General features: G+C 58.4%; 30 protein-coding genes. 29 read left to right on the top strand and 1 reads right to left on the bottom strand.

The window, feature by feature from the left end; genetic code table 11:
* The first annotated feature begins 21 nt into the window (after positions 1-21).
* The 22 genes from ACP7E6_RS08730 to ACP7E6_RS08625 all read left to right on the top strand — a co-directional run bounded on the left by ACP7E6_RS08730 (position 22) and on the right by ACP7E6_RS08625 (position 14,483).
* Entirely contained in the window at positions 22-522 is a 501-nt protein-coding gene (locus ACP7E6_RS08730; protein WP_426229312.1) for a hypothetical protein, read from the top strand.
* Positions 522-797, top strand: a complete 276-nt coding sequence (locus ACP7E6_RS08725) for a hypothetical protein (protein WP_426229311.1) — start codon at positions 522-524, stop codon at positions 795-797. Before ACP7E6_RS08730 ends, ACP7E6_RS08725 begins: the two co-directional genes overlap by 1 nt.
* Positions 794-2,452, top strand: a complete 1,659-nt coding sequence (locus ACP7E6_RS08720; RefSeq protein WP_426229310.1) for a hypothetical protein — start codon at positions 794-796, stop codon at positions 2,450-2,452. Before ACP7E6_RS08725 ends, ACP7E6_RS08720 begins: the two co-directional genes overlap by 4 nt.
* Positions 2,449-2,748, top strand: coding sequence for a hypothetical protein (locus ACP7E6_RS08715; RefSeq protein WP_426229309.1), 300 nt, complete (start codon positions 2,449-2,451; stop codon positions 2,746-2,748). The genes ACP7E6_RS08720 and ACP7E6_RS08715 overlap by 4 nt, the downstream gene beginning before the upstream one ends.
* A complete protein-coding gene (locus tag ACP7E6_RS08710) occupies positions 2,749-2,907 on the top strand; it encodes a hypothetical protein (protein ID WP_426229308.1) in 159 nt (52 codons plus the stop codon).
* Positions 2,904-4,139, top strand: coding sequence for a helix-turn-helix domain-containing protein (locus ACP7E6_RS08705; protein ID WP_426229307.1), 1,236 nt, complete (start codon positions 2,904-2,906; stop codon positions 4,137-4,139). The genes ACP7E6_RS08710 and ACP7E6_RS08705 overlap by 4 nt, the downstream gene beginning before the upstream one ends.
* Entirely contained in the window at positions 4,123-4,782 is a 660-nt protein-coding gene (locus tag ACP7E6_RS08700) for a transcription termination/antitermination NusG family protein (RefSeq protein ID WP_426229306.1), read from the top strand. The genes ACP7E6_RS08705 and ACP7E6_RS08700 overlap by 17 nt, the downstream gene beginning before the upstream one ends.
* A 205-nt stretch (positions 4,783-4,987) precedes the next feature.
* Complete coding sequence (locus ACP7E6_RS08695; RefSeq protein ID WP_426229305.1) at positions 4,988-5,317, top strand: HNH endonuclease; 330 nt, start codon at positions 4,988-4,990, stop codon at positions 5,315-5,317.
* A gap of 1 nt (position 5,318) precedes the next feature.
* Positions 5,319-5,573: a hypothetical protein gene (locus tag ACP7E6_RS08690; RefSeq protein ID WP_426229304.1), complete on the top strand. Its 255-nt coding sequence runs from the start codon at positions 5,319-5,321 to the stop codon at positions 5,571-5,573.
* Positions 5,574-5,661: 88 nt separating this feature from the next.
* Positions 5,662-6,153: a hypothetical protein gene (locus ACP7E6_RS08685; RefSeq protein WP_426229303.1), complete on the top strand. Its 492-nt coding sequence runs from the start codon at positions 5,662-5,664 to the stop codon at positions 6,151-6,153.
* On the top strand, positions 6,150-7,868 hold the full coding sequence (locus ACP7E6_RS08680; RefSeq protein WP_426229302.1) for a terminase large subunit: 1,719 nt from the start codon (positions 6,150-6,152) through the stop codon (positions 7,866-7,868). The genes ACP7E6_RS08685 and ACP7E6_RS08680 overlap by 4 nt, the downstream gene beginning before the upstream one ends.
* Positions 7,865-9,130, top strand: coding sequence for a phage portal protein (locus tag ACP7E6_RS08675; protein WP_426229301.1), 1,266 nt, complete (start codon positions 7,865-7,867; stop codon positions 9,128-9,130). The genes ACP7E6_RS08680 and ACP7E6_RS08675 overlap by 4 nt, the downstream gene beginning before the upstream one ends.
* A complete protein-coding gene (locus ACP7E6_RS08670; RefSeq protein ID WP_426229300.1) occupies positions 9,123-9,791 on the top strand; it encodes an HK97 family phage prohead protease in 669 nt (222 codons plus the stop codon). The genes ACP7E6_RS08675 and ACP7E6_RS08670 overlap by 8 nt, the downstream gene beginning before the upstream one ends.
* Before the next feature lie 35 nt (positions 9,792-9,826).
* Positions 9,827-11,137, top strand: coding sequence for a phage major capsid protein (locus tag ACP7E6_RS08665; RefSeq protein WP_426229299.1), 1,311 nt, complete (start codon positions 9,827-9,829; stop codon positions 11,135-11,137).
* A gap of 70 nt (positions 11,138-11,207) precedes the next feature.
* On the top strand, positions 11,208-11,603 hold the full coding sequence (locus tag ACP7E6_RS08660) for a hypothetical protein (RefSeq protein WP_426229298.1): 396 nt from the start codon (positions 11,208-11,210) through the stop codon (positions 11,601-11,603).
* Between the two features lie 9 nt (positions 11,604-11,612).
* On the top strand, positions 11,613-12,173 hold the full coding sequence (locus tag ACP7E6_RS08655) for a head-tail connector protein (protein WP_426229297.1): 561 nt from the start codon (positions 11,613-11,615) through the stop codon (positions 12,171-12,173).
* Positions 12,174-12,182: 9 nt separating this feature from the next.
* On the top strand, positions 12,183-12,374 hold the full coding sequence (locus tag ACP7E6_RS08650) for a hypothetical protein (RefSeq protein WP_426229296.1): 192 nt from the start codon (positions 12,183-12,185) through the stop codon (positions 12,372-12,374).
* A complete protein-coding gene (locus tag ACP7E6_RS08645; protein WP_426229295.1) occupies positions 12,325-12,699 on the top strand; it encodes a phage head completion protein in 375 nt (124 codons plus the stop codon). Before ACP7E6_RS08650 ends, ACP7E6_RS08645 begins: the two co-directional genes overlap by 50 nt.
* The gene (locus tag ACP7E6_RS08640) at positions 12,696-13,160 is read left to right on the top strand and encodes an HK97 gp10 family phage protein (RefSeq protein WP_426229294.1); all 465 of its coding nucleotides are present in this window, start codon (positions 12,696-12,698) and stop codon (positions 13,158-13,160) included. Before ACP7E6_RS08645 ends, ACP7E6_RS08640 begins: the two co-directional genes overlap by 4 nt.
* Positions 13,157-13,582 carry a DUF3168 domain-containing protein gene (locus ACP7E6_RS08635; protein WP_426229293.1) on the top strand — a complete coding sequence of 142 codons (426 nt, stop codon included), beginning with the start codon at positions 13,157-13,159 and terminating at the stop codon, positions 13,580-13,582. Before ACP7E6_RS08640 ends, ACP7E6_RS08635 begins: the two co-directional genes overlap by 4 nt.
* 76 nt (positions 13,583-13,658) lie before the next feature.
* Positions 13,659-14,096, top strand: coding sequence for a phage tail tube protein (locus ACP7E6_RS08630; protein ID WP_426229292.1), 438 nt, complete (start codon positions 13,659-13,661; stop codon positions 14,094-14,096).
* Positions 14,097-14,483, top strand: coding sequence for a gene transfer agent family protein (locus ACP7E6_RS08625; RefSeq protein WP_426229291.1), 387 nt, complete (start codon positions 14,097-14,099; stop codon positions 14,481-14,483).
* Between the two features lie 178 nt (positions 14,484-14,661).
* On the opposite strand, the gene ACP7E6_RS08620 is transcribed toward ACP7E6_RS08625, so the two are convergent.
* Positions 14,662-14,928 (bottom strand): hypothetical protein, encoded by a 267-nt coding sequence (locus ACP7E6_RS08620; RefSeq protein WP_426229290.1) that lies wholly within the window; start codon positions 14,926-14,928, stop codon positions 14,662-14,664.
* Positions 14,929-14,966: 38 nt separating this feature from the next.
* Between ACP7E6_RS08620 and ACP7E6_RS08615 the strand changes: the two genes are divergently transcribed.
* From ACP7E6_RS08615 to ACP7E6_RS08585, 7 genes are read left to right on the top strand one after another with little or no spacing between them, the layout of a single operon-like run.
* Complete coding sequence (locus ACP7E6_RS08615) at positions 14,967-17,648, top strand: tape measure protein (protein ID WP_426229289.1); 2,682 nt, start codon at positions 14,967-14,969, stop codon at positions 17,646-17,648.
* Complete coding sequence (locus ACP7E6_RS08610) at positions 17,648-18,268, top strand: hypothetical protein (RefSeq protein WP_426229288.1); 621 nt, start codon at positions 17,648-17,650, stop codon at positions 18,266-18,268. The genes ACP7E6_RS08615 and ACP7E6_RS08610 overlap by 1 nt, the downstream gene beginning before the upstream one ends.
* 1 nt (position 18,269) lies before the next feature.
* Positions 18,270-18,944: a hypothetical protein gene (locus tag ACP7E6_RS08605; protein WP_426229287.1), complete on the top strand. Its 675-nt coding sequence runs from the start codon at positions 18,270-18,272 to the stop codon at positions 18,942-18,944.
* On the top strand, positions 18,941-19,375 hold the full coding sequence (locus ACP7E6_RS08600) for a GNAT family N-acetyltransferase (RefSeq protein ID WP_426229286.1): 435 nt from the start codon (positions 18,941-18,943) through the stop codon (positions 19,373-19,375). The genes ACP7E6_RS08605 and ACP7E6_RS08600 overlap by 4 nt, the downstream gene beginning before the upstream one ends.
* 25 nt (positions 19,376-19,400) lie before the next feature.
* On the top strand, positions 19,401-23,696 hold the full coding sequence (locus tag ACP7E6_RS08595) for a phage tail protein (protein WP_426229285.1): 4,296 nt from the start codon (positions 19,401-19,403) through the stop codon (positions 23,694-23,696).
* 27 nt (positions 23,697-23,723) lie between these two features.
* Entirely contained in the window at positions 23,724-24,407 is a 684-nt protein-coding gene (locus tag ACP7E6_RS08590) for a hypothetical protein (RefSeq protein WP_426229284.1), read from the top strand.
* Positions 24,407-24,664 (top strand): hypothetical protein, encoded by a 258-nt coding sequence (locus ACP7E6_RS08585; protein ID WP_426229283.1) that lies wholly within the window; start codon positions 24,407-24,409, stop codon positions 24,662-24,664. The genes ACP7E6_RS08590 and ACP7E6_RS08585 overlap by 1 nt, the downstream gene beginning before the upstream one ends.
* The last annotated feature ends 671 nt before the right edge of the window (positions 24,665-25,335 follow it).

Raw genomic sequence — 25,335 nt, 5'->3', positions numbered from 1 at the left:
GCTTGCGCGGGAGACGTTCCGATGTCCGATACAATGACGAATGCATGGTTTCACCGGCTGAAAGCCGCCAACCGCATGTTGATCAAGCTTAACGGCGGGATCGAGGAAAGCGCGGAACTGGCATCGATCTCGAAAAGCCAGATTGGTCGCTGCAACTCGACGACTGATACCGAGCTTCTCCCGATCACGGCGATCATCCGCCTTGAGGCTGAATGCGGCGATCCCGTCGTGACACGCGCCATGGCCGAACTGCACGAATGCACGCTCGTCAGCCCCAAGGACAAGCCGGCGGACGGGCGGTGCGTCATGCGGGACAATGGCGAGCTGCAGCGGCTGAACGGTGAATTGCAGATCGGCCTGGCCGCTGCTGTCTCCGACATGGTCATCACGCCCTCCGAGGCAATGATCTCGATGCGCAACCTTGAGGCAATGGAACGCAAAATCCCGGACATGAAGACTTCACTTACCCAGATCATCGCGCGGGGCGGGATTTCGGCGGGCCTGCGCGTGGTGGGTGATTGATGCCGCTCTGCCATCTCACCTTGCCAGGCCGCCTTTCCGCTTCCTCGCCGATGCAGTCGACGCTCGACGTGACGCTTGAGGGTACGGCTCGTGCCTTCCTGCGCAAGCTGGAAGCGGCTGGTGGGCGGCTGTTTCTCGAAACCGATGACGATCGGCGCCAGTCGCAGGCCTGCCTCCGGCAGGATCTCGCCGGTCCCGCAGGGCCAGACCGGCGTTGTGTCTCCATTTCACCAAAGGGCCGGGCGTATCTCGCCAGATTGCGGAGTGCTGAATGATGAACGGCCAGATTGGTGAAGCCCAGGCTAGGGTACTGCAATCGGCATGCCTGTCTGGGTCGTATCGGTGCGCGACACCGCAGGAACAGTCGGCGGCGCGCAAGCTGAACGGGAAGGGCATGCTGTCGCGTGATCCGAAGGATGGCACGATCTGGTATCCGACCGAGAAGGCGCAAAAACTCGCGGTCGCTGTTTCAATGGTTGTTCTGGCAGGACCGGCGCAGGCTGAGCAGGGGCCGCATGAAATAGAAAACCTTCCGGCGGTGGCGCCCGATGCATCTGACCTGGTGCAGACAATCGAGCGTGCACGGTCGCTGCTCGACGAGGGAGACGCGGTGGCGGCCAAGGTCCTTGCCTCGGGCGCCTATCGCGAAAGCAAGGCGGCAGCCGGGTTTGCCGCAGAATTCGGAGCTGCCGGAAAGCGGCTGGTCGATAAGGCACATCGCATGCAGGCCGATGCGCTGTTGATTGAGGTATGGGCCAAAATTCGGATAGCGGACGCCTATGACGCGGCGCGCGATCGTGGCGAGGCGGCGGGACAAGGGCGGCCAAAAAACGTTCCAGACGAGAACGTTTTCAAGCTGGCCGATGCGGGCCTGACCCGCAAGGAAATCATGGAAGGACGGCGGTACCGCGAGGCGCATGAGCGCTCGCCCGGCTTCCTCGAAAGCACGGTAAAAGCGCGGGTCGAGGGCGGTCTAGAGCCTTCCCGCGCCAATCTGCGATCTGCGATCGGCACGGCCTCGGCTAGCAAAAAGGATCGCGGCGACAATTTCTACCAGACGCCGCCGGAGGCGATGCGGACCCTGTTAGCCTTTGAAAATTTCTCGGGGACCATCTGGGAGCCCGCATGCGGCCTGGGCGCAATTTCGAAGGTGCTGGAAGGGCAGGGTTATGCGGTTCTCCTTTCCGACCTCGTCGACCGTGGCGCGACGGATCAGCATGGGGGACGTCAGGCGGTCGGCGACTTTCTCGCCAGCGTGGCGGGTGATGGCGAGGGGCCGGATATCGTCACCAACCCGCCCTATGGCGATGTCCTGAACGATTTCGTGGCGCATGCGCTGCGCGTGCACCGGCCACGCAAGATGGCCTTGCTCCTAAATCTCAATTTTCTCTGCGGCTTTAAGGATGAGGCTCGGTCGTTCGTGATGGACGATAACCCGCCGGCGAGGGTTTACGTGTTCAAGCGGCGCCTGCCGATGATGCATCGCGAAGGTTATGACGGAAAAAGGGCGTCCAGCCGGATGAACACCGCGTGGTTTGTCTGGGAGCTGCAGCCTGACGGAACCTATGGGCAGGACACCAGCATGAAGCGGGTGGACTGGGCCGACTATCAGGAGCGGTCAGGGCTCGCGCCAGGCGACGGCGGCGCTGTTTCGATGGCGTCGTTTATCGACGATGACGAGGACTTCACCCGTACAACCCCACGAAAAACCATGGATGAGCGGATCGACGAAGGCCGGGAGTTGGCTCTTGTCTGGATACGGTCTGTTGCTGCGTTCGGTCGGCGCGATCTGCGCCGCGAGATCGGTGTTCGCGACAGTGTGGCGGAAGCGCTGATTGGTGAGTTCCTCGCGGCCGGGTTGATTGGCGAAGCGGACGATGACGGCGCTTATCCGGTGCTGGCGCCGCGTGTCAGCGAGGCGGCGGAATGACGATCATGCTTCCGATTATCGAACAGCTGGCTAATGCCCCGGACGACGCCATGCGCGCCCGCTGGCTTCTGAGGGTGCCTGAGCAGGTCCTCTCACGGGATCATGTTGCCATTCATGACCTCCTCGTAACCGCCGGATTTCAAGACGGGATAGCGGCGCTCAATGCTGAGGTCGCCGCGTCTTCGGCCATCCGCGACTCGAGCGGGACAATTCCACAACGGATTCGGTTCGAGCGGGAATATGCCCGCATCGGGCTGGCGATTATCGCACGCGGCGGCGAGGGGAAGGGGGCGTAGATGACGGATTCGATCTTGCTGATATCCTTGGTCATCATTTGGAATTCACGAGCTCGGCGCGATCACCTGCGCGAGCGCTTTGGTCTGCTGGGTTTTGCCGAACTCGCTACGTTCTGGTTTGGGATCGTGCTCGCCATACACGTTCGAGGTGCGGCATGAGTAATGCACGGTTTTCTATCGTTCCTGCCTGGATCATCACCGACAGCCGCCTGAAGGGCAGCGATCTCAAGGTGCTGTGCCTTCTCGGCAGCTTCACAAACAAAGAGGGATGGTGCCGACGCAGTCAGGTCAAGATGGCGGACGAACTCGGCTGCGGTCGCTCCACGGTCCAGGCGTCGCTAAGTCGACTCTACGAAATTGGGGTTGTCGAAAAACGCGAGATCGAAAGCGCAGACGGCCGCGACTCCGCTCACTGGTACCGTGTCATTCACGATCGGGCCGTGTCGGATATGGTCATGTCTTCTTGGAATGATGGTGAAGTGGACGAGGAATATGATCCTATAGCGGGCGTTGTGTCGGATGCCCCCCCTGCCTTCTCCAGCGGGCACCCCCTGCCTTCCACGTCGGGCACCCCCTGCCTTGCCCAGCGGGCACCTATTAACGATACATCTTTAACGCCGTCTTCTAACGAAAGAGAGAGAGAGCGCGCGAGCGAAAATGGGGAAGAGGAAGAAAATCCCAAGAACCTAGAGCGCCGGTTTCGGAAATGGTGGGCAACTTGGCCCAGCTATGCCAGCGATACCGAGATGACGACGCGGCGCGCTTGGCTGGCGTTGACGCCGCAGCAACGCCGGGACTGCGAGGAGCGGACCGCCGCCTATCTGTCGTCGACCAAGGCAATCGGTCGATCTTTCACGAAGGCTGGGGCCACGTATCTGTCGGAGCGTGCTTGGGAACGGATAGGCACTGCGTCGGGTGTCAGCCATCAGGCACCCCAGGTATTCAAGGCTTTCAGCCGTGCATGGCAGGCGATGCGAATTGCAACGCTGCTGGGGCCAGAGCAGCCGTTGCCACGCATGACGGCCTATCTCGAAGCTGTTGTGAAGGCAGGCGGTGAGAAGGGCGAGACGGAGCGTAGGCAATGGCGAATGCGCTACGCTTGGCCGAAGGTCACCGAGATGCATAACGGCTTCAAGCCAGTGCATGTCTCGCCGGAACTCGTTGCGGCTTCAGAGGGCTTCAAATCGTACAGCACGCAACGCGATGCCGCGATCGTCGCGGCCTGGAAGCGCCTGCATGAGCGGATGGGTTGGCCATGGCCAGAAATGGGCTCGGCGGAATGGATCTGCTTCCCGGTGACCGATGGTGACAGCGACGACGCTGTCTTGGCGGCGCTGGACACGTTCAAGGAAACAATCGGCAGAGGGCAGGGCGATGAACATGCAGCATAGGTTCAACGGATTTGACGGCAAGGTGTCGATGAAGGGCATCATGCAGCTTTCGAAGCTAGCCGATCATCAGGCCATTAGAGCGCGGGAAGTGGCTGCAGCCTCTAAGCGAATCGCCGACGAATCGCCAAAGGAGGCAACGTGGATCTGCCTTCAGGTCGATAGCGGGCGGGAGCTAACTGTGGAAAAGATGCTCGGCGATGCAGAAATCGATGCGGTTGTGGCAATGCGTAAAGGTCCCGTTCTTCGCCGCAGACACAAGGAATTGCCACCGCAAGACCTACCTGTCCTCAATGGTTATGTGCCTGTTCGATGCGTTTCCACCCCTGAAGCGATGCGCGGTCTTAAGGGTTTCGACTATGTCCGTGGTGTGGTTGGTGGGTGGGATAATCCGCGTTGTGTCGCCTTTCAAGAAATGACTACTTTCAATGAGAAGGCGGCGCGTGGGGAGTACGATTTCAAACGTCCGGCTGGGCTGTTTAGCAAAGGCCAGAAGGTCGAGGTGACCGCCGGGCCGTTCAGTTTCCTGAAGGGCGAAATCATCACCTGCAGGACAGACGGGTGCGGCGACGCTGTCGTCGAGATGGTGCTGTTGGGGCGTCCAGTGCCCGTTCTGTTGCCTCTTGCATTGCTGAGACGCTTATGACTAGAAAGTGGAGTGGATGATCCGGTTCTCAGTGACCTTCGCTCTCGCGCCCGGACCCCGCCCTACCAGCCTCAAAACTTTCGAGGCACCGATTCAGGGCAACTGCTACTGCTATAAACAGAGTTTGACGAGGCGGCCGATAGGTCGCCTTTTGCGCTCTTAGAGTATGGGCAAGCTCACCACTCTCGCGCCAAGGCTGAGCGCCATGGCACCACGGCTCGGCCGTCTGGCTGGTGATGAGAAGACTCGCCTTCGTGAGCGTGACCAGAACGTGGCATGGCGCAAGTGGTACAAGACCGAGCGCTGGCGCAAGCTGAGGTTAGAGGTGTTGCTTCGTGATGCCTACACCTGCCAGCAGACCGGTGTCATCTGCATGGGGAAGTACCCTGCACCGAACAGCCCTGTTGCTGACCACCGGATCAAACACAACGGTGATGAGCAATTGTTCTGGGACATCAAGAATGTCCAGACCGTGAGCAAAGCCTACCACGACAGCGAGAAGCAGAAGCAGGAGCGGGCTCAGCCCGGTTGGTGATATGCAGATTGGTATGATCGCGGGAGCAACCCGCGTGATCGGCAAGAGCCAAGGATACCTGGGCCTTCCCCTTCGTGATGAGACCATCAATTGCACCGTTGGTGGTGATGGCACCCACGCTATGTGTACCGCGTGGTTGCCAACACCCGACGAGATCGAGCGCATCAATGCAGGTGCTCCTGTCATCCTCCGTATCATCGGCACTGCACATCCTCCTGTCATGGTCGAGGTCGGCCAGACCCCCGACGAGGGCTGATCAGGCCCGAAGGGGGGGGGCGGGTCAAAAGTCTGAAAACCGCCGCCCCTCCGGACCCGCGTCCCCCGCTTTCAGAGGTTTTTTTCCTGTGGCAAACGAAAATTCTGGCGACAAGCCTGACATTGACTTGTTCGGGAATAAGATACTCCCCCTCCGTGATCGGCGGGGCCGTCCATCATTCAAAAAAGACAAGGATAATCAAGACTTTGTCATGGTACGTGTCGCGGCCGGTTGGACGCATAAGCGCATCGCCGAGGACATGGGGGTCGATGAAAAGACGCTCCGCAAACATTTTTCCCGTGAGCTGGAAAATGGGGCCGTCTTTGTCGATGGCCTAATGCTCGATGTGTTGTTCAAGCGGGTTCGGGAAGGTCACACGCCTTCAATCCGTCAGTTGCGAGAGAGGCTGGCAGAGGCTGGACCGATGGCTCCCCGCAATAAGCCGTCGGAGCGAGATGAAGACGACGACGCAGAGGAGCGGGCGGCACCTCTCGGCAAGAAAGAGCAACGACTGCAGGACGCCCAGGTTATTCCCGATGACTACGGCGATATCTTCGCGAAGATGGGACGCAAGCATTGACCGACGCCGTCTCATTCGCGTGCCCGGACTGGTTTCAGAAGCTTCAGGCGGGAAAGACACCTATCCCGCACATTCCACTCGACGAAGTGCGCGCAGAGTGCGCCGTTGCCCTGTTCAATAAGCTGCGCGTGCCAGATATTCGTGGCATGCCGACGATGGGGCAGGCTGCCGGGGAATGGATGCGCGACATCGTTCGTGTGGCCTTTGGTTCGATTGACCCAAAGACCGGGAAACGTTATGTCGGCGAGATCTTCAACCTGGTGCCGAAGAAAAACGGCAAGACGACCAATGCGGCGGCGCTCGGGCTGATCGCGCTGATGATGAACACACGGCCGAACATCGACGGAATGATCGTGGGCCCGACGCAGGAAGTCGCCGAGAAGTGCTTCGAGCAGGCCGTGGCGATGATCAAGGCAGATGATTACCTTGATCGCCGGTTCAAGGTAATCGACCACAAGAAGACGATTGTGGATCAGCATGTCGATCCCGAAACCGGCGTCCGGATGAACGCCAAGCTAAAGATCAAGAGCTTCGATCCGAAGGTTGTAACAGGGTCTATACCGGCCTTTGCCATTCTGGACGAACTCCACGTGATGGCGCATGCAAGTTTTGCCAGCCGCGTGATCGGCCAGATCCGTGGAGGGATGATCACCAACGAGGACAGCCTCTTGATCATCATCACGACACAGTCGGAGGTACCACCCTTCGGCGTGTTTAGAGATGAATTGCAGTATGCTCGCGGTGTGAGGGACGGTCGCATCACCGAGGGCGTTCGGATGCTCCCGATCCTCTACGAATTTCCCGAGGCAATGCAGACCTCTCCAGAAAAGCCCTGGCGCGATCCCGCGAACTGGTCACTGGTCCTGCCGAACCTCGGCAGGTCGATTACTGTCGAGCGGCTGATGTCGGAGTGGCGGACTGCACAGGATAAGGGCGAGGGGTCCGCGCGGGAATGGGCGTCGCAGCATCTGAATATTCAGATCGGTCTTGCAATGCATTCCGACCGGTGGGTCGGGTCTGACTATTGGGAGCAGGCGGCGGACAAGAGGCTTTCCTATGAATACATCAAGGCAAATAGCGATGTTGTCGTAGCTGGAGGCGACGTCGGCGGCCTCGATGACCTCTGGGGGCTTGCCATTCTCGGCCGACACAAGGTGACCCGTCAGTGGATGCTGTGGGTCAAGGCTTGGGCGCAGCAGATACTGCTCACCCGCAACAAAGAAATCGTTGAAGCCCTGCGCGGGTTCGAAAAGGACGGCGATCTCGTCATCTGTGAACGAGTAACGCAGGACGCCGAAGAGGCCGCCGCTATCATCCTCGATTTGCGAAACGCCGGCCTGTTGCCAGAAAAGGGTGGTATCGGTCTCGATCCTGCTGGTGTCCCAGCTCTGCTCGAGGAATTGGCTTCTCACGGCATCGGGTCACCCTGCACGCAAGCCGTCAGTCAGGGCTACAAACTCTCGTCTGCCATCTTCGGCGTAGAGCGGAAGCTTGCTGATGGGACGATGCGACATTGCGGGTCGCCCCTCCTCAACTGGTGCGTTGGTAACGTCATGTCAGAGGCTCGCGGCAGTAACGTCTATCTCAATAAGCGCTCTAACAGCGCCAAGATTGACCCGCTGATGGCCGCATTCAACGCGGCCGAAATGATGAGCCATAACCCGGAAGCTGCTTCGGTCTTCGACGCAAAAGCATGGATTGCGAGCTACGCATGAACTGGCTGACACGACTTATGCGCCGCGACGGCGTCAAGGACATCGAACCGTGGCGTGGATCTCAGGTCTCGACGGAGAACGGCGCGAATTTCGTCACCAATCAGGTAACCGTCGCGGATTATCGGGACTTGCGCTCCGCTCAGGGATCTTCCGCCGTTGGTCTTTCCGCGACCTGGGCATGCGTACAGTTGATCGCGGGGACGATCGCCTCCTTGCCGCTGATGGTTTATCGGACGGATTCGAAGGGTGTCCGAACCGTTGCTCGCGATCACCCTCTCTATTTTGTGCTGCACGACAGCCCAAACTATGACCAGACAGCTGTCGATTTCTGGGAAGTCATGGCGGCGAGCATCGAGCTGTATGGCAACGCCTATGCCGTCATGGAGCGCCGTTCTGGCGGCATTCTAAACGCCCTGCATCCGATCCGGCCTGATCTCGTAAAGGTCCGACGCAACGGCAATGGCGACCTGGAATACGAGTGGAGCGATAACGGTCGCAGGGTCGTGAAGCCCGGGGAGGATGTTCTACACATTCGCGGTTCACTCGGCGACGCTCTGTCTGGCGCCTCGACGTTGTCGATGTGCCGGAGCGTTTTCGACGATGCCTTGTCGGCCGAGCAGGCCGCCAGTTCGATGTTTAGCAATGGCATCAGCCCAACAGGGATCTTGTCCACCCCAGATAGTGTCATGCTTACGAAAGATCAGCGGCAGGAGTTGGAAACCCTTCTGCAAGAGAGGCACCAAGGCGCCATGCGTAGCGGCCGCCCGATGCTGCTCGATAACGGGCTGAAATGGACCCAGCTTTCGGTAAAACCGCAAGACGCCCAGATGCTGGAAAGCCGCAAATTCAGCGGCGAACAGATTTGCAGGATTTTCGGAGTTCCGCCTGCAATGGTCGGTTTCGGGGACAGCTCGTCGAACTGGGGGACGGGGAAAGAGATCGACGTCCTCGGCTTTCAGAAATTCACGCTGCGGAAACGGCTTAAGCGCATTGAGCAGGCCCTGTTGAAACAGCTCGTCCCGCTTGCCGAGCGCCGCGCCCAGGGAATTACCATCGAGTTCAACTTCGAAGGTCTGCTCCGAGGCGACACCGCCAGTCGGTACGAAGCGTACGAAAAGGCAATTCGAATGGGTATTGCGACGCGTAACGAATGCCGCGCGCTTGAGAATTTACCCCCGATCGAAGGCGGCGATATCGTGACCGTCCAGATGCAGGACATCCCACTGGCTGATGCAATCAAGGGAGATCGCAACAATGGATAAGAAAACAGCGCCCATTCTTGAGATCAAGGCTCTTAAAGAAAGTGGCGAGTTCGAGGGTTATGGCTCCACGTTCGGTGGCGAGCCAGATGCCTATGGTGACGTGATCGCCTCCGGCGCATACGTGGACAGCCTGGCGGCCCATAAGGCCAAGGGCACGATGCCAAAGCTCTTCTGGCAGCACAATGCTGACGAGCCGATCGGCAAATGGCTTGACGCGAATGAAGACGATCACGGCTTGCTGTTGCACGGCAAGCTCAACATGGATGTTCAGCGCGGTCGCGAGGCCTATGCCCTTTTGAAAGCTGGCGACATCGATGGTCTATCCATCGGTTACCGGGTCAAGGAATACAGCGTCGATACTGACAGCGGCGTCTGGACGCTTGAAAAGCTCGATCTTATCGAGGTGAGCATCGTCTCCCTCGGCGCAAACGAGAATGCGGTTGTGCAGAGCGTCAAGGCTGCAAAAGCCGCGCATGATCTTATGGAAAAGCTGAAGGCCGGGGACCGGCTGACGGAACGAGAGTTCGAGACTTGGCTCAAGGGGCTGGGTTTCTCGAATTCGCAGGCGGAGCGCGCCGCGCGCCTTCACCTGAAAGGGCAAGGGGACCTTGCCGACGCGGCTGACGACGGCGTTGCGTTTTTGCAAGCCCTTATGAGCTGAAAGCTCGATCTCAACCGAAAAACTGGAGGTTCCCCATGTCGGGACATAAACTGGCTGTCCTTAGCGGCAGCTCGATTGCATTCGTCGTGGCATCCATGGCCGCACTGCCTTTCGGCCCACGTATCGTTTTTGCACCGCCGGATAACAATCCGACCGGCACGAAGACCGCTGCAGAACTCGCTGCGGAAGTGCGCCGCGATTTCGATACCAAACACGACAAGGTCAAGGAAATTGCCGAAAAGGCGCTTGCCGAAGCCGAGAAGGGTACGCCGCTGGCCGCAACTGCCAAGGAATTGGCGGATCAGGCCATCATCGGGATGAACGAGGCCAAGGCACGTCTCGATGAACTCGACCAGAAATTGGCACGCCGCAACACGAATGCCGATACGGCGCTTTCTGCCGGTGAGCGGTTCGTCGAGGATGAATCCTTCAAGGCGTTTGCAGGTCAGACCCGTCCCCGTGGTCGCGTTCTGGTCGACGTTAAGGACATCACGTCGCTGACCACGGATGCCGCCGGATCTGCCGGCGCGTTGATCCCGACAGATCGTCGCGGCCTCCAGGTGGAGCAGCCGCAGCGACGCCTGACTGTCCGGTCTCTGCTGTTGCCTGGCACGACTGCCAGCAATCAGATCGAATACGAGCAGGAAAAGCTGTTTACGAATAGCGCGGCGCCCGTGGCCGAAGGCACTGCCAAGCCGCAGTCCGAACTGCAGTTTGAAGACAAGACTGCGAACGTTCGTACTATCGCACACTGGATGCGCACGTCTGTGCAGATCCTCGCCGACGCGCCCGGCCTCCGTTCGATCATTGACCAGCGTCTCCGTTACGGCCTGGCTTTTGTTGAGGAGCAACAACTGCTCAACGGCTCCGGTACCGGGCAGAATATCCTTGGTCTCGTGACTGCGGCGACCGCCTACGCAGCACCGGGCAGCCTGACGGCCACCACGCAGATTGACATCATCCGTCTGATGATCTTGCAGGCTGCGCTTGCCGAGTATCCGCCGAACGGCATCGTGATGAACCCGATCGATATGGCTGCCATCGAGATGACGAAGGATGGCGATGGCCGATACCTGATCGGCAACCCGCAGGGAACGATCCAGAAGGCCCTTTGGGGTCTCCCGGTCGTCGAAACGCAGGCAATGGGCGTCGACAAGGCTCTGGTCGGCGCATTCAACCTCGCCGCGCAGATCTTCGACCGACAGGACGCCACGATCGATGTGTCGACGGAAGACCAGGACAACTTCGTGAAGAACAAAGTCACGATCCGCGCTGAAGAGCGTCTCGCCCTGGCGATCTATCGTCCCCAGTCGCTCGTCTACGGTGACCTCGGCCGCGTTGCCTAAGGTCTTTGCCTAGCCCTTGGCCGGCGCTGCTCGATGCAGCGCCGGGCTTTTCCTAAGTTTGGAGATTATCATGATCAAAGCTGAACTTCTTAAGCCCCTCGATGGTGACGCCGAGGGCACCATTCGCGAATTCGACCAGACGGATTTCGACACCCTGGTGGCTCTAGGTGCTATTCGGAAGGCCTCGAAGGGGGGCGACCTTCGCGACGATAGCCCTACTGTCTCGGAGTATGTGGCTGCCGGCTACAAAGCATCCAGCTATCCACCCCGTGGTTACGCCTCGCGTAATACTGCGGAGGAAATTGCGGCTGCAGTTGCGGCTGCCAAGCCGAAGAAAGCTCTGCCGGTCAAGAACAAGATAGCGCCACCTGTCGCCAACAAGGCCGCGCCGACTGACCAAGACAGCGACAAGCTTGCGCCAACAACCCCGGCCGCAGGTACTACAACCTCACAGTCTGAAGCCTGAGAACCGATCATGCGCGTTGTCGTCATCGAGCCTCCGCAGCCCGTCGTTACTCTGGATGAGGCGAAAAAGCACCTCATCGTCGAGTATTCTGACGATGATACGCTGATCGAAACCTACATTTTGGCGGCAACGACCTGGCTCGATGGCCCTGCGGGTCGGCTGGGGCGTGCGCTCGGGGTGCAGGTGCTTGAATGGCAGTCGTGTGCCTGGCCTTGCGGTGATTTCCGACTTCCCTATCCGCCGGAGATTGAGGTGGTGTCGGTTAAGTACATCGACCCCGATGGCATTGAGCAGACATGGCCGGTTCCAACGCCACTTTATTTTGCGAATCTGCCGCCACTGCGTGGGCGGCAGGGTGATGTGAAAATCCGTTATCGCGCTGGTTACGGGACATCGTCCGGAGATCCGGTCGTATGGGCAAATGCTGTGCCCGCGCCGATCAAGGTCGCGATCCTGATGCTAGTCCACCAATGGTATCACACCCGGGCGCCAGTCGTGGTTGGCGCGACTGTCGAAACCTTACCGTTCGCCGTGGATGCACTGTTGTCCCCATACCGCGTATATCGATAGGAGGCCGTCATGGCGAGAGTTCGGTTTACCCACGACTTCGACTACCTCCCCACTGGGCAGGTGACCATTGGTTATCTTGCGGGGATGGAGGAGACCGTGAAGCGCGATTGCGCCGACAAGGCAATCGCGGCAGGCAAGGCCATTGAGATTGATGGCAAAGGCAAGGAAAAGATCGATGGCGAAGTCTCGGTCAGCGGGTGATCTCTTTCACCGATATGCCTTCGATAAGCGTGTCGAGGCAGATCGCGGAGATGGGGTGAAGGTCGGCGCGTTCGTTGAGCAGTTCCAGTGCCGGGCAGGAGTCATCAATCTTCGCGGCGGCGAGACGGTCTTGGCAGGTCGCCTTCAAGGCCAGCATTCTAAGTTAGTATTTATTCGGTCTTCGGAGGCGGCAAGACTTGCCACTACCGAGTGGCGCGCACGGGACGTGCGTTCAGGTGTGTTGTTCAACATTCGCGAAATCACTCTGAGTGACGATCGAATGTGGCTTGATTTCCTATGCCAGAGCGGTGTCGCGGCCGGATGACGAAACTTCTCAATCTTGCCCGACTTGACCGCAAGCTCAAACGGCTCCCGTTGGTCACAAGCCAGAAAATCCGTTTGGCAATGGAGAACATTGCCGACGATATCGTGTCGATGATGAAAAGCCTCGTCGCAATCGAAGATGGCGATTTGCGCGATAGCATCGGTTGGACCTGGGGGAAGGCTCCCAAGGGATCGCTAGCGGTCGCTTCTGTGAAGGCGAGCCTTGGCGGAGATTTGACGATCACCATCTACGCAGGAAGCACCGAGGCCTATTATGCCCGTTGGGTCGAGTTCGGTACAGCCCGACATCCGAACAACGGCAAGTATGAGGGCACAATTCATCCAGGTACTGCCGCGCATCCTTACTTCTATGTCAGCTTTCGCGCGAACAGAAAATCGGGCCTTCGGGCCATCAGGAAAGCGACGCGCGACGCCGCAAAACAGGTGGTGTCCGGATCATGACCGAAGATGTTTCACACGAACTGCAGGTGGCAATCGTGAAATGCCTCAAGGACGATGCTGTCGTTGTGGCGCTGATCGGGGATCGCGTCTTCGATCGGGTCGAACGCGACACCGCTGGAGAGGTCACCGCGACGTTCCCCTATGTCTCATTTGGGCCGGAGCAAGAGATACCAGAGGATGCAGATTGTATGGATGCATCGGAGATTTTCCTGCAAATTGATGCTTGGTCCCGCGATCCGGGTTATCGCGAAGTCCGGCGCATCGCCAAGGCCCTGAAGCAGGCGCTGGATGAAACACGTCTGCCGCTCGCTGACAATGCCCTGGTCTATTTTGCGTATGCCGGCCGACGCATCCTTCGCGATCCGGACGGCCTAACCTCCCATGCTGCCCTTACTTTTAGGGCAGGCGTCGAGATCCGCTGACGACCATCAATATTGGCATCCTGCCATCCCTGCCTATTGGGCAGGCGCTTTTCGCTGCCATCAAAGGAGAAACAACATGGCCGAAGGAACAACCATCAAGGGCGGCAAGGTCAAGGTCCAGTTGGGCTCTGGCACCGCCCCCATTGTCTATGCATCGCCGTGCGGTCTGACGCAGCGATCCATAACGTTCAACAAGGGCTTGGAAGAGTTCCAGCTCCCTGACTGTGACGATCCGGACAGCATCGACTGGTTGGGGCGCGATGCCACGTCCCTTTCCATGGCAATAGCGGGCGAAACCATCCTCGCCGAAGAGAGTGTCGAGGTATGGCTTGATGCGTGGGAAAGCATCGATTCGGTTCCGGTTAAGGTCATCTGGGAATTTCCGGCAAAGACGATTACGTGGACCGGAAAAATGCATGTCGAGAACTTGGAAACGACTGCACCCAACGCTCGGCGCGTCACAGGTAGCGTCAGCATGCAGAGCGACGGCAAGATGACACGTGTGGTGGCTTAATTGAGCCGCGACGCGACCATTATGCTGCCGTGGGCGGATGGTGACCACACTTTCCGCCTCGGCTGGGGTGAATTGGAGCTGCTGCAGGAAGCCTGTGACGCCGGTCCCTATGTCATCCTCAACCGGCTTTTCGATGAAAGCTGGAAGATTGGCGACATCTCCAACACTTTGCGTCTCGGCCTGATCGGCGGCGGCATGACGCCTGGCTCGGCGTTGAAGCTCACGCGGACCTATGTCGAAAAACGCCCTCCGGTCGAAAACCTCGTCTTTGCGCAGGCGGTTCTTTCCGCTGGTTGCATCGGGGCGCCGGAGGAACGCGTGGGGGAGACCGGCGCGCCAAGCCCAGAAGCGGAGAGCGACTTGACGACCTCCCCAACGGAAAACTGAGGTTTGGCGCGATTTATGGTTGCGGCGCCGCGATGGGATTTTCGCCGCAGCAAGTGCGGGCCATGTCCGTCTGGCAATTCACCGCTGCCTGGGAAGGCTTTGTGAAGGCCAACAGTCCAGAGGATAAGGGGCTGTCCGAAAAGGAGGCCGATGAACTCTGGAAGTGGATCGAGGCCGGCTAGCTGTCGGTCAATGTTTCCCTGCCAACAATCAGCATAACCGCACCGACCAACGTCAGTGTTGTGAGCGCGGTTATCCAGAATAGCGGAAATTCCGGAGCGAACGGTACGCCGGACACCTCACCAAGTCGCTGCTTAAACGCGACCTCTCCGGGAGTCATCGAATTTTTGACCGACAGTAAGTAGGCCCCGATTGGGGTGGGGAGCACAAATAGTGCGGCCCCGATCCAGCCTGTGGCACTCAATCTGCTTCTGGAAACCTTCATCTTCACCTCCCCACACCCGTTTTCATAGGAACGCCCGGATGGCAACCGACGTTGAAAAACTTGTCGTGCAACTTTCGGCTGATATCAAGCAATATCAGCGGGAGATGCAGCGTGCGCAAGGCGTGACGAACTCACAAGCTCGCGCAATCGAGAACCGCTACCGCCAAATGGACAAGCGGCTTGGTGCGATCGGTCAAAGTGCGGCGCGCTCTCTCATCGTTCCCCTGACGGGCATTGCCGCCGCTATCTCCGTGAAGGAGGTCCTCGGTTATGCGGATGCATGGACTTCAGCGAAGAACAGCCTCGCTGTCGCAGGCATTGTCGGCAGTAACCAGGCCGATGTATTGGACCGTCTTTATCAATCCGCACAAGCCAACGCCGCACCGGTTGGCGCACTCGCGGACCTGTTCGGGAAGGCCGCGCAGGCTTCCGATAATCTCGGTGCATCGCAAGACGATCTCATCAAGTTCTCGGATGGCGTGGCGACTGCATTAAAAGTCTCCGGCGCCAGTGCTGCACAATCGTCCGGTGCGTTGGCCCAGCTTGGTCAGCTGCTTGGGTCGGCACGCGTGCAGGCGGAAGAATTCAATTCCGTCAACGAGGGCGCGCGTCCCATCCTTATCGCTGTCGCCGCCGGGCTCGATGCGGCCGGCGGGTCGGTCAACAAGCTCAAGCAACTGGTGAATGACGGCAAGGTGTCTGGACAGCAGTTCTTTCAGGCGTTCATCAAGGGTCTGCCGCAAATCCAGTCCATGGCTGCAAACTCAACGCAGACGATTGAGCAGGGTGTTACGAAGATTAGCAACGCGTTCACCAAATATATTGGTGAGACGGATGCAAGCCTCGGCGCATCCCAGCGCCTTGTCGGCGGTCTTAATGCTTTAGCGGACAACTTCGACCAGACCGCTGATATTGTTCTTAAGGTCGCGGGTATAATCGCCGGGGCTTTGGCTGGCCGCTCCCTCGGGTTGATGATCGCAAAGTTGGGGCTAGCCACTTCCGTGGTGGCCCGTTTCGTGGCAGCACTACGCGCTGCAACCACAGTTGGAAGTCTCTCGACCGCGCTTGGCGGTTTATCGGCAGCGGCGGGTCCGGTTGGCCTTGTAATCGGCGGAGCTGTCGTCGGTGCCTTGGCGCTGTTCTCCGCATCATCAGGTGAAGCGGGAGCCGGAGCCGACCGCTTTGCCGAACGACTAAAACACCTCGAAACCTCGGCTGATGCGGCTGCTACAGGCGTCGAGGATGCTGGAAAGCGTGCGGATGAGGCATTGAAAAATGCACTGGCCGGTGAGGTCGATGCGGCGACCGGTCAACTGGCTGACATTCGACAGGAAGCAATCAACCTTCTGGACGCGTTTTCGCAGGTCCAGTCCATGAGCCTTATAACGCCATCACAATATGCCGAACTCAGCCGTCTGAAAGAAGGGGTTGAGAACGGGAGCATTGCTGCAGAGGATGCCCGTCAGTCGTTGTTTCGCATGGCTAACGCTGATTACAATTTTCAGGAGGTCGCAGACGCCATCGCACCAGTGCTCGCGCAGCTGGCCTTAATCAGTGCCGGAGCTAAGCAGGCGCGGGCCGATCTCGCAAGCGTAGGCGGCCCCACGATCACAGAGGATCGCGACAGCAGAGTGCAGAAAGACCCCTACTTCCAGTCACGCGAAGCTGGCAATGCATTCTTGAGGGACGCGCAGCGGCGTAATAGCTTGACGAAAGAGCAGCTTGCTTTGGAAACGGAGATTGCCCGCGTCCGAAAAGACATCCCATCCGGAGCTTTCCTTACGGACAAACAAATTGCAGCGTTAGCGGAGGCGAATATTGCTGCCGATAAGTCCCGCTCCGCGTCCAGCAAATCGACCGCCGCCAAACCTGTTAAGGCAACTGCCGACAGCCGTTTCAACGACGACATTCAGGCAGTTCGCGACCGTACTGCGGCACTTATCGAAGAGCAGAAAACTGTCGGCGCTTCCTTCGAGGCGCAGGAACGCCGCCGGATGGCGCTTGATCTCGAACAGTCGGCCCTTGCCGACCTTCGGGAAGAGGCGCGTAAGAAGGGCCAAACCGATCTCGACAACATCAAGCTCTCGGATGAACAGCGGGCAAAAATCGATGCGGCGTCCGCTGCTTATGCCGAGCAGGCTGACGTGTTGCGCCGGCTGGAAGACCAACAACAACGGAATGAGCAGGCCGCTGGGGAGTTTTATGACGCATTCAAATCCGGAGCCATGGAGGCCATCACAGGCGCAGAAAGCTTAGGCGACGCGTTGTCTGGCCTCGCCAAGCGATTTAGCGAACTTTTTCTAAGCGCCGCCTTCGACGGGCTGTTCAAGCCAGCGTCGTCCGGGGAATCCGGCGGGCTTTTTAGCGGCATCTTTAAAAGCCTTGGCTCTCTCCTGCCAGGCCGTGAGCGCGGCGGTCCGGTCCAGAAGGGTAAGCCCTATATTGTGGGTGAAAAGCGTCCGGAGGTTTTCGTTCCGACCCAAAGCGGGCGGATCGTACCTCAAGTGCCCAGCTTGCCTTCGTTGAGTGGGGTACGGCAGGGCGGCATGGCGGTCAGCGCAACGTTCGCACCGTCAATCGATGCCCGTGGTGCATCCGTCGAAGCCGTGGCGCGACTGGAACAAGCATTGACCCGCCAGCAGGCCGATTTCAGCGCCAATGTGGTGCAGACAATTCGCAAGGCGAACGCTGGTGGGACGAAATTTGGGAAATTCCACTGATGGCCTTTGATGGACTGAACATTCTCGCCAGCTTTCCCGGTTGGGCGCCGGACTTTGACCTGCAGTACAGGCAAGAGCAAAGCCGAGCTGCTGGGGGCAAGACTTATGTCAAAGACATGGGCGATCCCTTGTGGGGCGGAACATGGGTCAGCAAGAATTTGAGCCCAAACCTGCTCGATGCCTGGCGCGCCAGGCTCAAGTGGCTTGAGAATGGCCTGCAAGTTTTTCGCGCGACCCCTCCAAGCCGGTTCTTTCCGATTGCCTATCCTAACGGGAGTTGGCCCACCGGTGGCGGCTTCTCCGGTGCAGGCACGCTTGGTACCGTCAACGTCAATCGCAGGGCCATATCGGCGGCAGGTTTTCCCGCCGGTTACCGTCATTCGGTCGGGGATTACGTACAAATCGGCTTAACTGATCTGCATCAAATCCTTGAGGACGCGACCACGGGCGAATTTGAAGTGCGCCCGCATCTTTGGCCCGGCGTCGCCGCCGGCGCGTCCCTCAAGGTTTTGCGGCCATTTTGCTTGATGAGCATTGTCCCCGGCTCGATCACCACCACGGCCGATGCCAGTACCGGTCGTGGGAAAATCTCTTTCCAAGCGTTTGAATCGAGAGGCTGACATGCGAGCGCTTTCACCCGAAAACAACGCCGCCCTGCAAGAGCGGCGCCTGATCCCGCGTGACTTCATCTGGTTGAAGGCACGTACTCTCGATACCGGTCTACCGTTCGAATACGGCTTTTGGTCGGGTGTCAGCAATGTCTCAGCGTCTGTCCTCAATCCCGACACGGGAACAGCGGTCACCCGGAATTTCGAGGGCGCGGGATCGTTGATCTCCATCAGTGATGTTCCTCTCGTATCCAACGCCGAGGTGCAGTCTGTCACTGTTACGCTCTCCCAGATCGACGATGCCGTGGCCAACATCGTGCGCGGCTATGATCTGAAACAGGCTGTCATAGAAATCTATCGCGGCCTGTTCTCGCCTGAGAGCCGACAGCTGGTCGCTCCGGCGTTCTGCCGCTTTGTCGGCTTTGTCGATGATCCTGAAATCACCACGCCTTCGGAAAACGAGGAAGGCGCCATCGTGCTTTCTTGTGTCTCCCATACGCAGGAAATGACGCGCGTCAATTCCGATACCCGCTCCAACGAAAGCCAGAAGCTGCGGTCCGCGACGGACAATTTCTTTCAGGACGCTACGACGGTTGGCGAATGGGAACTGTTCTGGGGACAGAGCGCAGGCAAAATCGACACGGCAGCCCCGCAGCGCATATCTATCAACATCCCGGCACAGCGATGATCAGGCCCGCTGTCTATGCTGACCGCATGCGCGTTCTGGCGATGGCCAAGGCTTTTCACGCGGCTTCCGGACTTCCGTTTGCATTCTCCGCTCCCATGGCGGATGCCCTTTTCAGTGTCACGCTCAACGATCCTGAGATGCTGTGCCTTGTGTTCGAAGCTGACGGACAAGCACGCGGTATCCTGGCCGCGCAAGCGCAGGCGCATCTCTTCGCGCCCGCTAAAATGGCCGTCGAACTGATTTTCTGGATCGACCCGAACTATCGGGGAAACAATGCCCGGCCGATGCTGGATGCATACGAAGGCTGGGCGCGTGAGCGTGGTTGCGTCTACGTCAATTTGGTCGGTCTTGGCGGCGATCCTCTGACGACACGGCTCTATGAACGCCGTGGCTATCAGGCCGTTGAGCGGCATTTCATGAAATCTCTCTAGCCGATAACGGCTCATCAGGAACATCATGGCTGTCTTTACCGCTGCCGCCGTCGCCGGCATACTCGGCGTTGCATCAACGTCCTTCCTTGCGACCGTCAGTGCCTTTGCGCTTAATGCCGCTGTCGGCATCGGATTGAACCTTGCTGTACAGGCGCTAAACAAAGCCGATCAGCCTCAAGTGGCCGGCGTTCGTGGCAAGATGCAATCTGGTGGCGATGTAGCGCGCTCGTTCCTGATGGGTGCACGGGCCACTGCTGGTTCTCTGGTCTATGCGAACACGTGGGGAAGGGTCAAAAAGACCCCGAACGCTTATCTTACTCAGGTCATAGCCCTCTCCGACGTGCCGATCAGCGGCGTGACGGCGATGTGGGTGAACGGTTCGCCCGTCACCGTGAACACCGCCGACACCTCCCATGGGGTTCTGGGCTTTCCGGTAACGGAGTATGGCAACCATCTTTGGGTTAAATTCTACGACGGTACGCAGACTGTCGCAGACCCGTTACTTGTTGGCACCGTTTCGAGCGCCAGCCGCCCATACCAGAGCACGCGCGTGGGGCGGGGTTGCGCTTATGCCATCGTCACGTCTCAGGTCAACAACGAATTGTTTTCCGGCTTCCCGAGCTTTCGGTTCGAGGTTGCGGGGATGCCGCTTTATGATCCGTCAAAAGACAGCTCTATAGGTGGTGTCGGGCCACATCGTTGGAGCAACCGCGCCACATGGGGCGGCGATGGCGATAACTTCCCAGCCGTGCAGGTCTACAATCTGCTGCGCGGTATCAGTTATGACGGCTCCTGGCTCTACGGACTGCAGAACCTGTCGGCAGCTCGTATTCCGGTCGGGGACTGCATAGCGCAGATCAATAAGTGCCGTGCGTTGGTGTCTGGGCCTTCAGGGCCGGAGCCGCAATATCTTACCGGCATTGAAATCTCCGTCGATACAGAACTGAGCGCGGCAATCGATGCAATTCTCAAAGGTGCGCATGGCCGATTAATCGAAGTTGGAGGGCTCTATAAACTCCAGATTGGCGCGCCTGCAGCACCGGTTCTAACTTTTTCTGATCAAGATATTCTTTCGACCGAACAGCAGAAGGGCAAACCGTTCGCCAGTCTCGCTAATTCGATCAACGGCATTACGGCGAGCTATCCAGAGCCGATGGAGGCTTGGAACACCAAGCCTGCACCAGCGCTTTTCAATTCCGACTTCGAGACGCGAGATGGCAAGCGGAGGCTGATTGCCGATCTGCAGCTGGAAACAGTGTCGCGAAATTCGCAGGTCCAGCGGATCATGGCTGCTGCGCTTGCGGAAGCACGGCGCGAGCGTCGGCACACATTCACGCTCCCGCCATTCGCGTGGGCACTTGAGCCCGGAGACGTTGTCGCGTTTGGTTCGACGCGAAACGGTTACGCGGACAAGCAATTTCGTGTTGAGGGTGTCGGTGACAAGGCAAACCTCGATGTCCTGGTCGATATCATCGAGGTTGATCCCACCGACTATGATTACGGGGCGGGCTATATACCGCCGACGTTTTCGCCGCTTGATCCGGTGCGACCTGGGCCCAGCATCATTGATGGTTGGTCTGCCGAGCCCTGGACTATTGCGGACGCCTCTGGCGCCCCCCGTCGCCCGGCAATTAAAGTCAGTGCAGCGCCTGATCTCAATGACGTGCTGAACGTCCATGTGGTCGCGCGCGTTAAGGACACCGGGGCGATCGTGTTTGACAGCGTCGAGACTCCTTACGCAGAACCGTATTCTTGGATTCTGTCCGGAAATTGGTGCCTTCCCGCCACGGTCTATCAAGTTAAGGGAAAGGAAATCCCGTATTCGGGGCGCCAGACTGAATTTTCGGAATGGATAGACGTTCTGACGCCGAATGTCCTGTTTGGTAGCGGCGACGTCCTCGACGGTGCGATCATTGCGGCAAAGATTGCCACAGGCGCGATCATCGCTGACAAGATTTTCACCGGCGCCGTTACCAGCCTGAAGCTAGCGGACGCTGCTGTCACGACCGCGAAGATCGCTCTTGCGGCGGTGATTTCAGACAATCTTGCCAATAACTCGGTCATCACCTCAAAGCTCGCCGATGCGGCGATCACCGGTGCAAAGCTTGCTGCCGAAGCGATCGACGCAACCAAGTTTGCCAGCTCGATCGAGCCGGTGACGATCGTCACCGCAGGTTTGCCTACAACGCGCCTCACGGCTTCGATTTCGTACCTCGGCAAACTCTATCGCTGGAACGGCACGGCCTATGTCATCGGTGCGGCTGCAGGTGAGATTGTCGGACAGATCACTTCTACGCAGATCGCCGACGATGCCATCACGACGCCGAAGATCGCGGCAAATGCCATCACGGCGGCGGAAATTGACGCGTTCGCGGTAACGGCTGGCAAGGTTGCGGCTGGGGCCATTTCGACGGCTGAACTCGCTGCCGGCGCGATTACTACAGCGAAACTAGCTGCGGGCGTCATCACAACCGATAAGCTCGCAGTTGGCAGCGCGGTCAATCAGATTCCTAATGCCGATTTCTCTGCCGGCACCACCGGATGGGCTTACGACTATAACACCGGTGGGACCTGGCTTGCTCTCACGACCACACTCCTCAACCCGACGATTAAGACCTACGGGATTCCGACCGGATCGCTTTCAATAACGCAGACGACTGACAACGTCGGTATCGTTCTAATGGACGTGCTGCCGGTAGACCCTGCGACAGGATCGTTCAGAAAATTTACCGTCGCTCCGGGAAAGAAATACGAACTTTCTGTCTATTCGTATGGTCATAGATGCGCTTACACGCGTGCGCACATCGGCTGGTTAAACACCGCCGGAGTTGCAATTGCCTATGACTTTGCCGACGCTCAGTCTCATCAAAATGGCGACCCACAGCAGAACATAAACAACTACGCCCGAATTGCATTCATGGCAGTCGCTCCTGCTGGGGCCGTAGCAGCCCAAATCTTTTTCCGGATAAATATTGACACCGTAGCCTGGGGCGGCACTGCTGGAAACTGGACGTGGCTAGCTCAACCCTATTTTGGGGAGGCCCAGCCAAATCAAACTCAGCCTTCTGCCTGGAATTCCGGAGCCACTACCTTGATCAGTAGTGGCAATATCGTCACCGGGGCTATCGTATCAGACAAGATAGCGACGGAAGCCATTGTCGCGGGCAAAATAGCTGCGGGCGCGATTACAGCGGTGGATATTGCAGCCTCCACTATCACCGGGTCAAAGATAGCTGCCAACACGATCGGCGCGACGAACATCGCTGCGATGTCCATCACGTCGAAACACCTGTTGCTGACTGATTACACCAATTTAGTCCCGAACGGCTATTTCGAATCGGATGATCTCGCCAGCAATTGGGGCGTTGCTGGTCCCGGCATTATGGCGGTTCTTCCAGGTTCGGGGGGCTTTGGAGAGAATGGCGGCAAGGCCCTTCTGCTTCAAAAGAACGCAGTCGGCGCCAGCGACGTCTTTATGTACCTGCAGGCAAATTCCTACATTCCGGTGCAGGGTGGCGGCACTTATTATTTCGAAGCAGCAATCAAGACCAATCAGACGCCAACGTCGGGCGGCTTCTTCTTTCGTGTCTGGTATCTCGATGCCAACAAGGTTGACCTCGGGATTAACTACGACATGGTGGCGGGAGCCGCCTTCGGAAACAATTACACCAAATACTCGGGCAAATGGACCGTCCATCCGAATGCTCGCTACGTCACAGTCCACATTTATAACAACTCGGGAAACACCGTCAGCCAGAACCTGATTGTGGATCGATTGATTATCAGGAAGGCCAACGCCGCCGAGCTGATCGTCGATGGCAGCATCATAGCCCAGCACATCAGCGTCACATCTCTTTCGGCGATTTCGGCCAACCTGGGCAGCGTCAACATTTCTAATGCGATCATCGGAACGCTGACGGTTGGCACGTCGAACATCCAAGCGGGTGCGGTCACCGGATACACCACGGTCGCCTTTTCAGGCGGCGATATCGGGGCGATTGACGGTTCTAGAGATGTCTTGGTCACGCTCAATCACCCTGATCCGGCAGTAACCCCCGGTCTCGTAATCCGTGGTGACGGCTGGTGCTCCGGTAGCCAACTTTCCTCGGCGTCTGGCTCGATAACATGCTCGCTTCTGGGTGCTGGAGCGAATTTCGCGGCAGGATCTGACTTTGCACAAGCCAGTGCACCCGGAAGGGGGACAGCCTTTGGCGTTTACGCGCCTGCGGCCGGTACGACATCAACGGTCATGACCCTTCGATGCACCAACAGAGGCACACTAAGCGGCGGCTTTGCCATGTTCCAAGTGTTCAAAAAGTGACTTCATAACTAACCTGAAGGAAAGTGCATGTTCAGTATCGACATGATGCATGACTCGGCGATGGAAGCCTTTTTCAAGGCGCTCAACGAAGGGAAAAAGGAACGGTGGATGGCTGCGGTTGCGTGGTGGGTCCACCGGCAGTTTGTAACGAACTGCCCGGACTATTGGGGAGCGATGGCGGCGCACGTCACCGTCGCTCTGCCCTCCTCTGATCGGGAGGCGATCAGCTCGCAACTGACGAAAAACGAGGACATCCTCGTTGCCAATGCGGGCGAAATGCCGCCAATGCCACGCGAGGTTATCGAGTACATGGCCAGATGGGAGCCTATACCAGCACCGTTCGACATTGAAGCTGCCAAAGCGGACGCGATCAAGAAAATAGATCGCGATGCCGAGGCCTACCGCCTGAATTTCATCACCAACGGCTCCGGCCAGGTCATGGCCTACCAGCAGAAGCTCTCGGAGGCGAAGGCGAAGCTGGCCGACGATGGCATCGCCGATGCGTCCATCCCGCACATCGTCGCTGAGGCGGCTGTTGACGGTGTGACCCTGGCTGCGAAGGCGGAGCAGATCGTCGCGACATTCGAAGGTTGGCAGATCGTCTCTGCCGGCATCGAGCGCAAGCGTATGGCTGCGAAGAAGGCAGTGACGGCGGCGGAGACGGCCGAGGCAATCACGGCGGCCGCAGCGGTCAATTGGGGGGCAAGCTAATGAGCTGCCTTATCCCGCTCCTGGAAGAGCAGATCGACCTGTTGCGAAAGCAGGTGAAGGACGCCGGCCTGTCCCATGACGCCCAGCACGCCAAGATCACCCTGCTTGAAGCCGAAAACGCCCGCTTGCGCGAAAAACTCTATCCGCAGCCGCCGATTATGGAGGGAACATTTGTCCCTACCGAATCGACGAGCGATGCAGGAGGCGACGGCTCGACTACAGGCGCATCAGGCGAAAATAAGAAGCGGCAAGCTTAGGATTGCAAGGGTTAAAGCCGCCCCAGTCGTAATGCGGGCCGCTCTCATTATCCGATGTCGCTTTCCATCCCAGTCGTAAGTCATTCCCGCCCCTCAGTTTCGCACAGATTTGGTGCGGATCGGCAGAACGTCAATACCCACAAAAGGGGAAACGACAGGTGCCCGAAGCGGTCACCCGCTTCGGAGACGGGTTAAGTTTCCGACCGCCCGTCCGACGGCGATTATGGATAACCGTCACACCTGAACCCTCTCGGGCAGACTTATTGTGGCAGATTTTCCGCAACTTCCAAGTGCTCTTGTTGGCAGAGGATTCCCGGTCGCCGCCTGACCGAAAGCGACCGGGTACTTTTTTCGCTTCACGTATCACTGCATGAAGCGGCAGCGCGATATCACCTGGCGGCCGTTTGCTCAATCTGAAAATTGGACGAGGCCTGGGCGCCCCGAATGGCGACACCAAGCCTCTAACCAGCGTTTCGGGAGAGTGGGTCCGAAAGCCAGCTGTATAGAAACTGTCATCGCTCAGTTTTGTTCTCAACATCGACGTGAATATTAGGACGGACGACGTCCGGGGCTGCAGGCGAGGCCTGACCCCGCTGGGGAGCGGCGATACAGGCCTCTAGCCGACCCGTGGGGATCCAGTCCTCAAGCCAGCTGCCGACAAACTGGCGATG

The organism is Pararhizobium sp. DWP3-4 (assembly GCF_049898205.1).
In the GTDB taxonomy this organism is placed as follows: Bacteria; Pseudomonadota; Alphaproteobacteria; order Rhizobiales; family Rhizobiaceae; genus Pararhizobium.
The sequence above is the reverse complement of the archived record's forward strand: the minus strand, read 5'-3'. Positions and strand labels throughout refer to the sequence as shown.

Coding starts and splice junctions, on each gene's coding strand:
- ACP7E6_RS08730 (WP_426229312.1), top strand. CDS start 22: ATGTCCGATACAATGACGAATGCATGGTTTCACCGGCTGAAAGCCGCC.
- ACP7E6_RS08725 (WP_426229311.1), top strand. CDS start 522: ATGCCGCTCTGCCATCTCACCTTGCCAGGCCGCCTTTCCGCTTCCTCG.
- ACP7E6_RS08720 (WP_426229310.1), top strand. CDS start 794: ATGATGAACGGCCAGATTGGTGAAGCCCAGGCTAGGGTACTGCAATCG.
- ACP7E6_RS08715 (WP_426229309.1), top strand. CDS start 2,449: ATGACGATCATGCTTCCGATTATCGAACAGCTGGCTAATGCCCCGGAC.
- ACP7E6_RS08710 (WP_426229308.1), top strand. CDS start 2,749: ATGACGGATTCGATCTTGCTGATATCCTTGGTCATCATTTGGAATTCA.
- ACP7E6_RS08705 (WP_426229307.1), top strand. CDS start 2,904: ATGAGTAATGCACGGTTTTCTATCGTTCCTGCCTGGATCATCACCGAC.
- ACP7E6_RS08700 (WP_426229306.1), top strand. CDS start 4,123: ATGAACATGCAGCATAGGTTCAACGGATTTGACGGCAAGGTGTCGATG.
- ACP7E6_RS08695 (WP_426229305.1), top strand. CDS start 4,988: ATGGCACCACGGCTCGGCCGTCTGGCTGGTGATGAGAAGACTCGCCTT.
- ACP7E6_RS08690 (WP_426229304.1), top strand. CDS start 5,319: ATGCAGATTGGTATGATCGCGGGAGCAACCCGCGTGATCGGCAAGAGC.
- ACP7E6_RS08675 (WP_426229301.1), top strand. CDS start 7,865: ATGAACTGGCTGACACGACTTATGCGCCGCGACGGCGTCAAGGACATC.
- ACP7E6_RS08670 (WP_426229300.1), top strand. CDS start 9,123: ATGGATAAGAAAACAGCGCCCATTCTTGAGATCAAGGCTCTTAAAGAA.
- ACP7E6_RS08665 (WP_426229299.1), top strand. CDS start 9,827: ATGTCGGGACATAAACTGGCTGTCCTTAGCGGCAGCTCGATTGCATTC.
- ACP7E6_RS08660 (WP_426229298.1), top strand. CDS start 11,208: ATGATCAAAGCTGAACTTCTTAAGCCCCTCGATGGTGACGCCGAGGGC.
- ACP7E6_RS08655 (WP_426229297.1), top strand. CDS start 11,613: ATGCGCGTTGTCGTCATCGAGCCTCCGCAGCCCGTCGTTACTCTGGAT.
- ACP7E6_RS08650 (WP_426229296.1), top strand. CDS start 12,183: ATGGCGAGAGTTCGGTTTACCCACGACTTCGACTACCTCCCCACTGGG.
- ACP7E6_RS08645 (WP_426229295.1), top strand. CDS start 12,325: ATGGCAAAGGCAAGGAAAAGATCGATGGCGAAGTCTCGGTCAGCGGGT.
- ACP7E6_RS08640 (WP_426229294.1), top strand. CDS start 12,696: ATGACGAAACTTCTCAATCTTGCCCGACTTGACCGCAAGCTCAAACGG.
- ACP7E6_RS08635 (WP_426229293.1), top strand. CDS start 13,157: ATGACCGAAGATGTTTCACACGAACTGCAGGTGGCAATCGTGAAATGC.
- ACP7E6_RS08630 (WP_426229292.1), top strand. CDS start 13,659: ATGGCCGAAGGAACAACCATCAAGGGCGGCAAGGTCAAGGTCCAGTTG.
- ACP7E6_RS08620 (WP_426229290.1), bottom strand. CDS start 14,928: ATGAAGGTTTCCAGAAGCAGATTGAGTGCCACAGGCTGGATCGGGGCC.
- ACP7E6_RS08615 (WP_426229289.1), top strand. CDS start 14,967: ATGGCAACCGACGTTGAAAAACTTGTCGTGCAACTTTCGGCTGATATC.
- ACP7E6_RS08610 (WP_426229288.1), top strand. CDS start 17,648: ATGGCCTTTGATGGACTGAACATTCTCGCCAGCTTTCCCGGTTGGGCG.
- ACP7E6_RS08605 (WP_426229287.1), top strand. CDS start 18,270: ATGCGAGCGCTTTCACCCGAAAACAACGCCGCCCTGCAAGAGCGGCGC.
- ACP7E6_RS08600 (WP_426229286.1), top strand. CDS start 18,941: ATGATCAGGCCCGCTGTCTATGCTGACCGCATGCGCGTTCTGGCGATG.
- ACP7E6_RS08595 (WP_426229285.1), top strand. CDS start 19,401: ATGGCTGTCTTTACCGCTGCCGCCGTCGCCGGCATACTCGGCGTTGCA.
- ACP7E6_RS08590 (WP_426229284.1), top strand. CDS start 23,724: ATGTTCAGTATCGACATGATGCATGACTCGGCGATGGAAGCCTTTTTC.
- ACP7E6_RS08585 (WP_426229283.1), top strand. CDS start 24,407: ATGAGCTGCCTTATCCCGCTCCTGGAAGAGCAGATCGACCTGTTGCGA.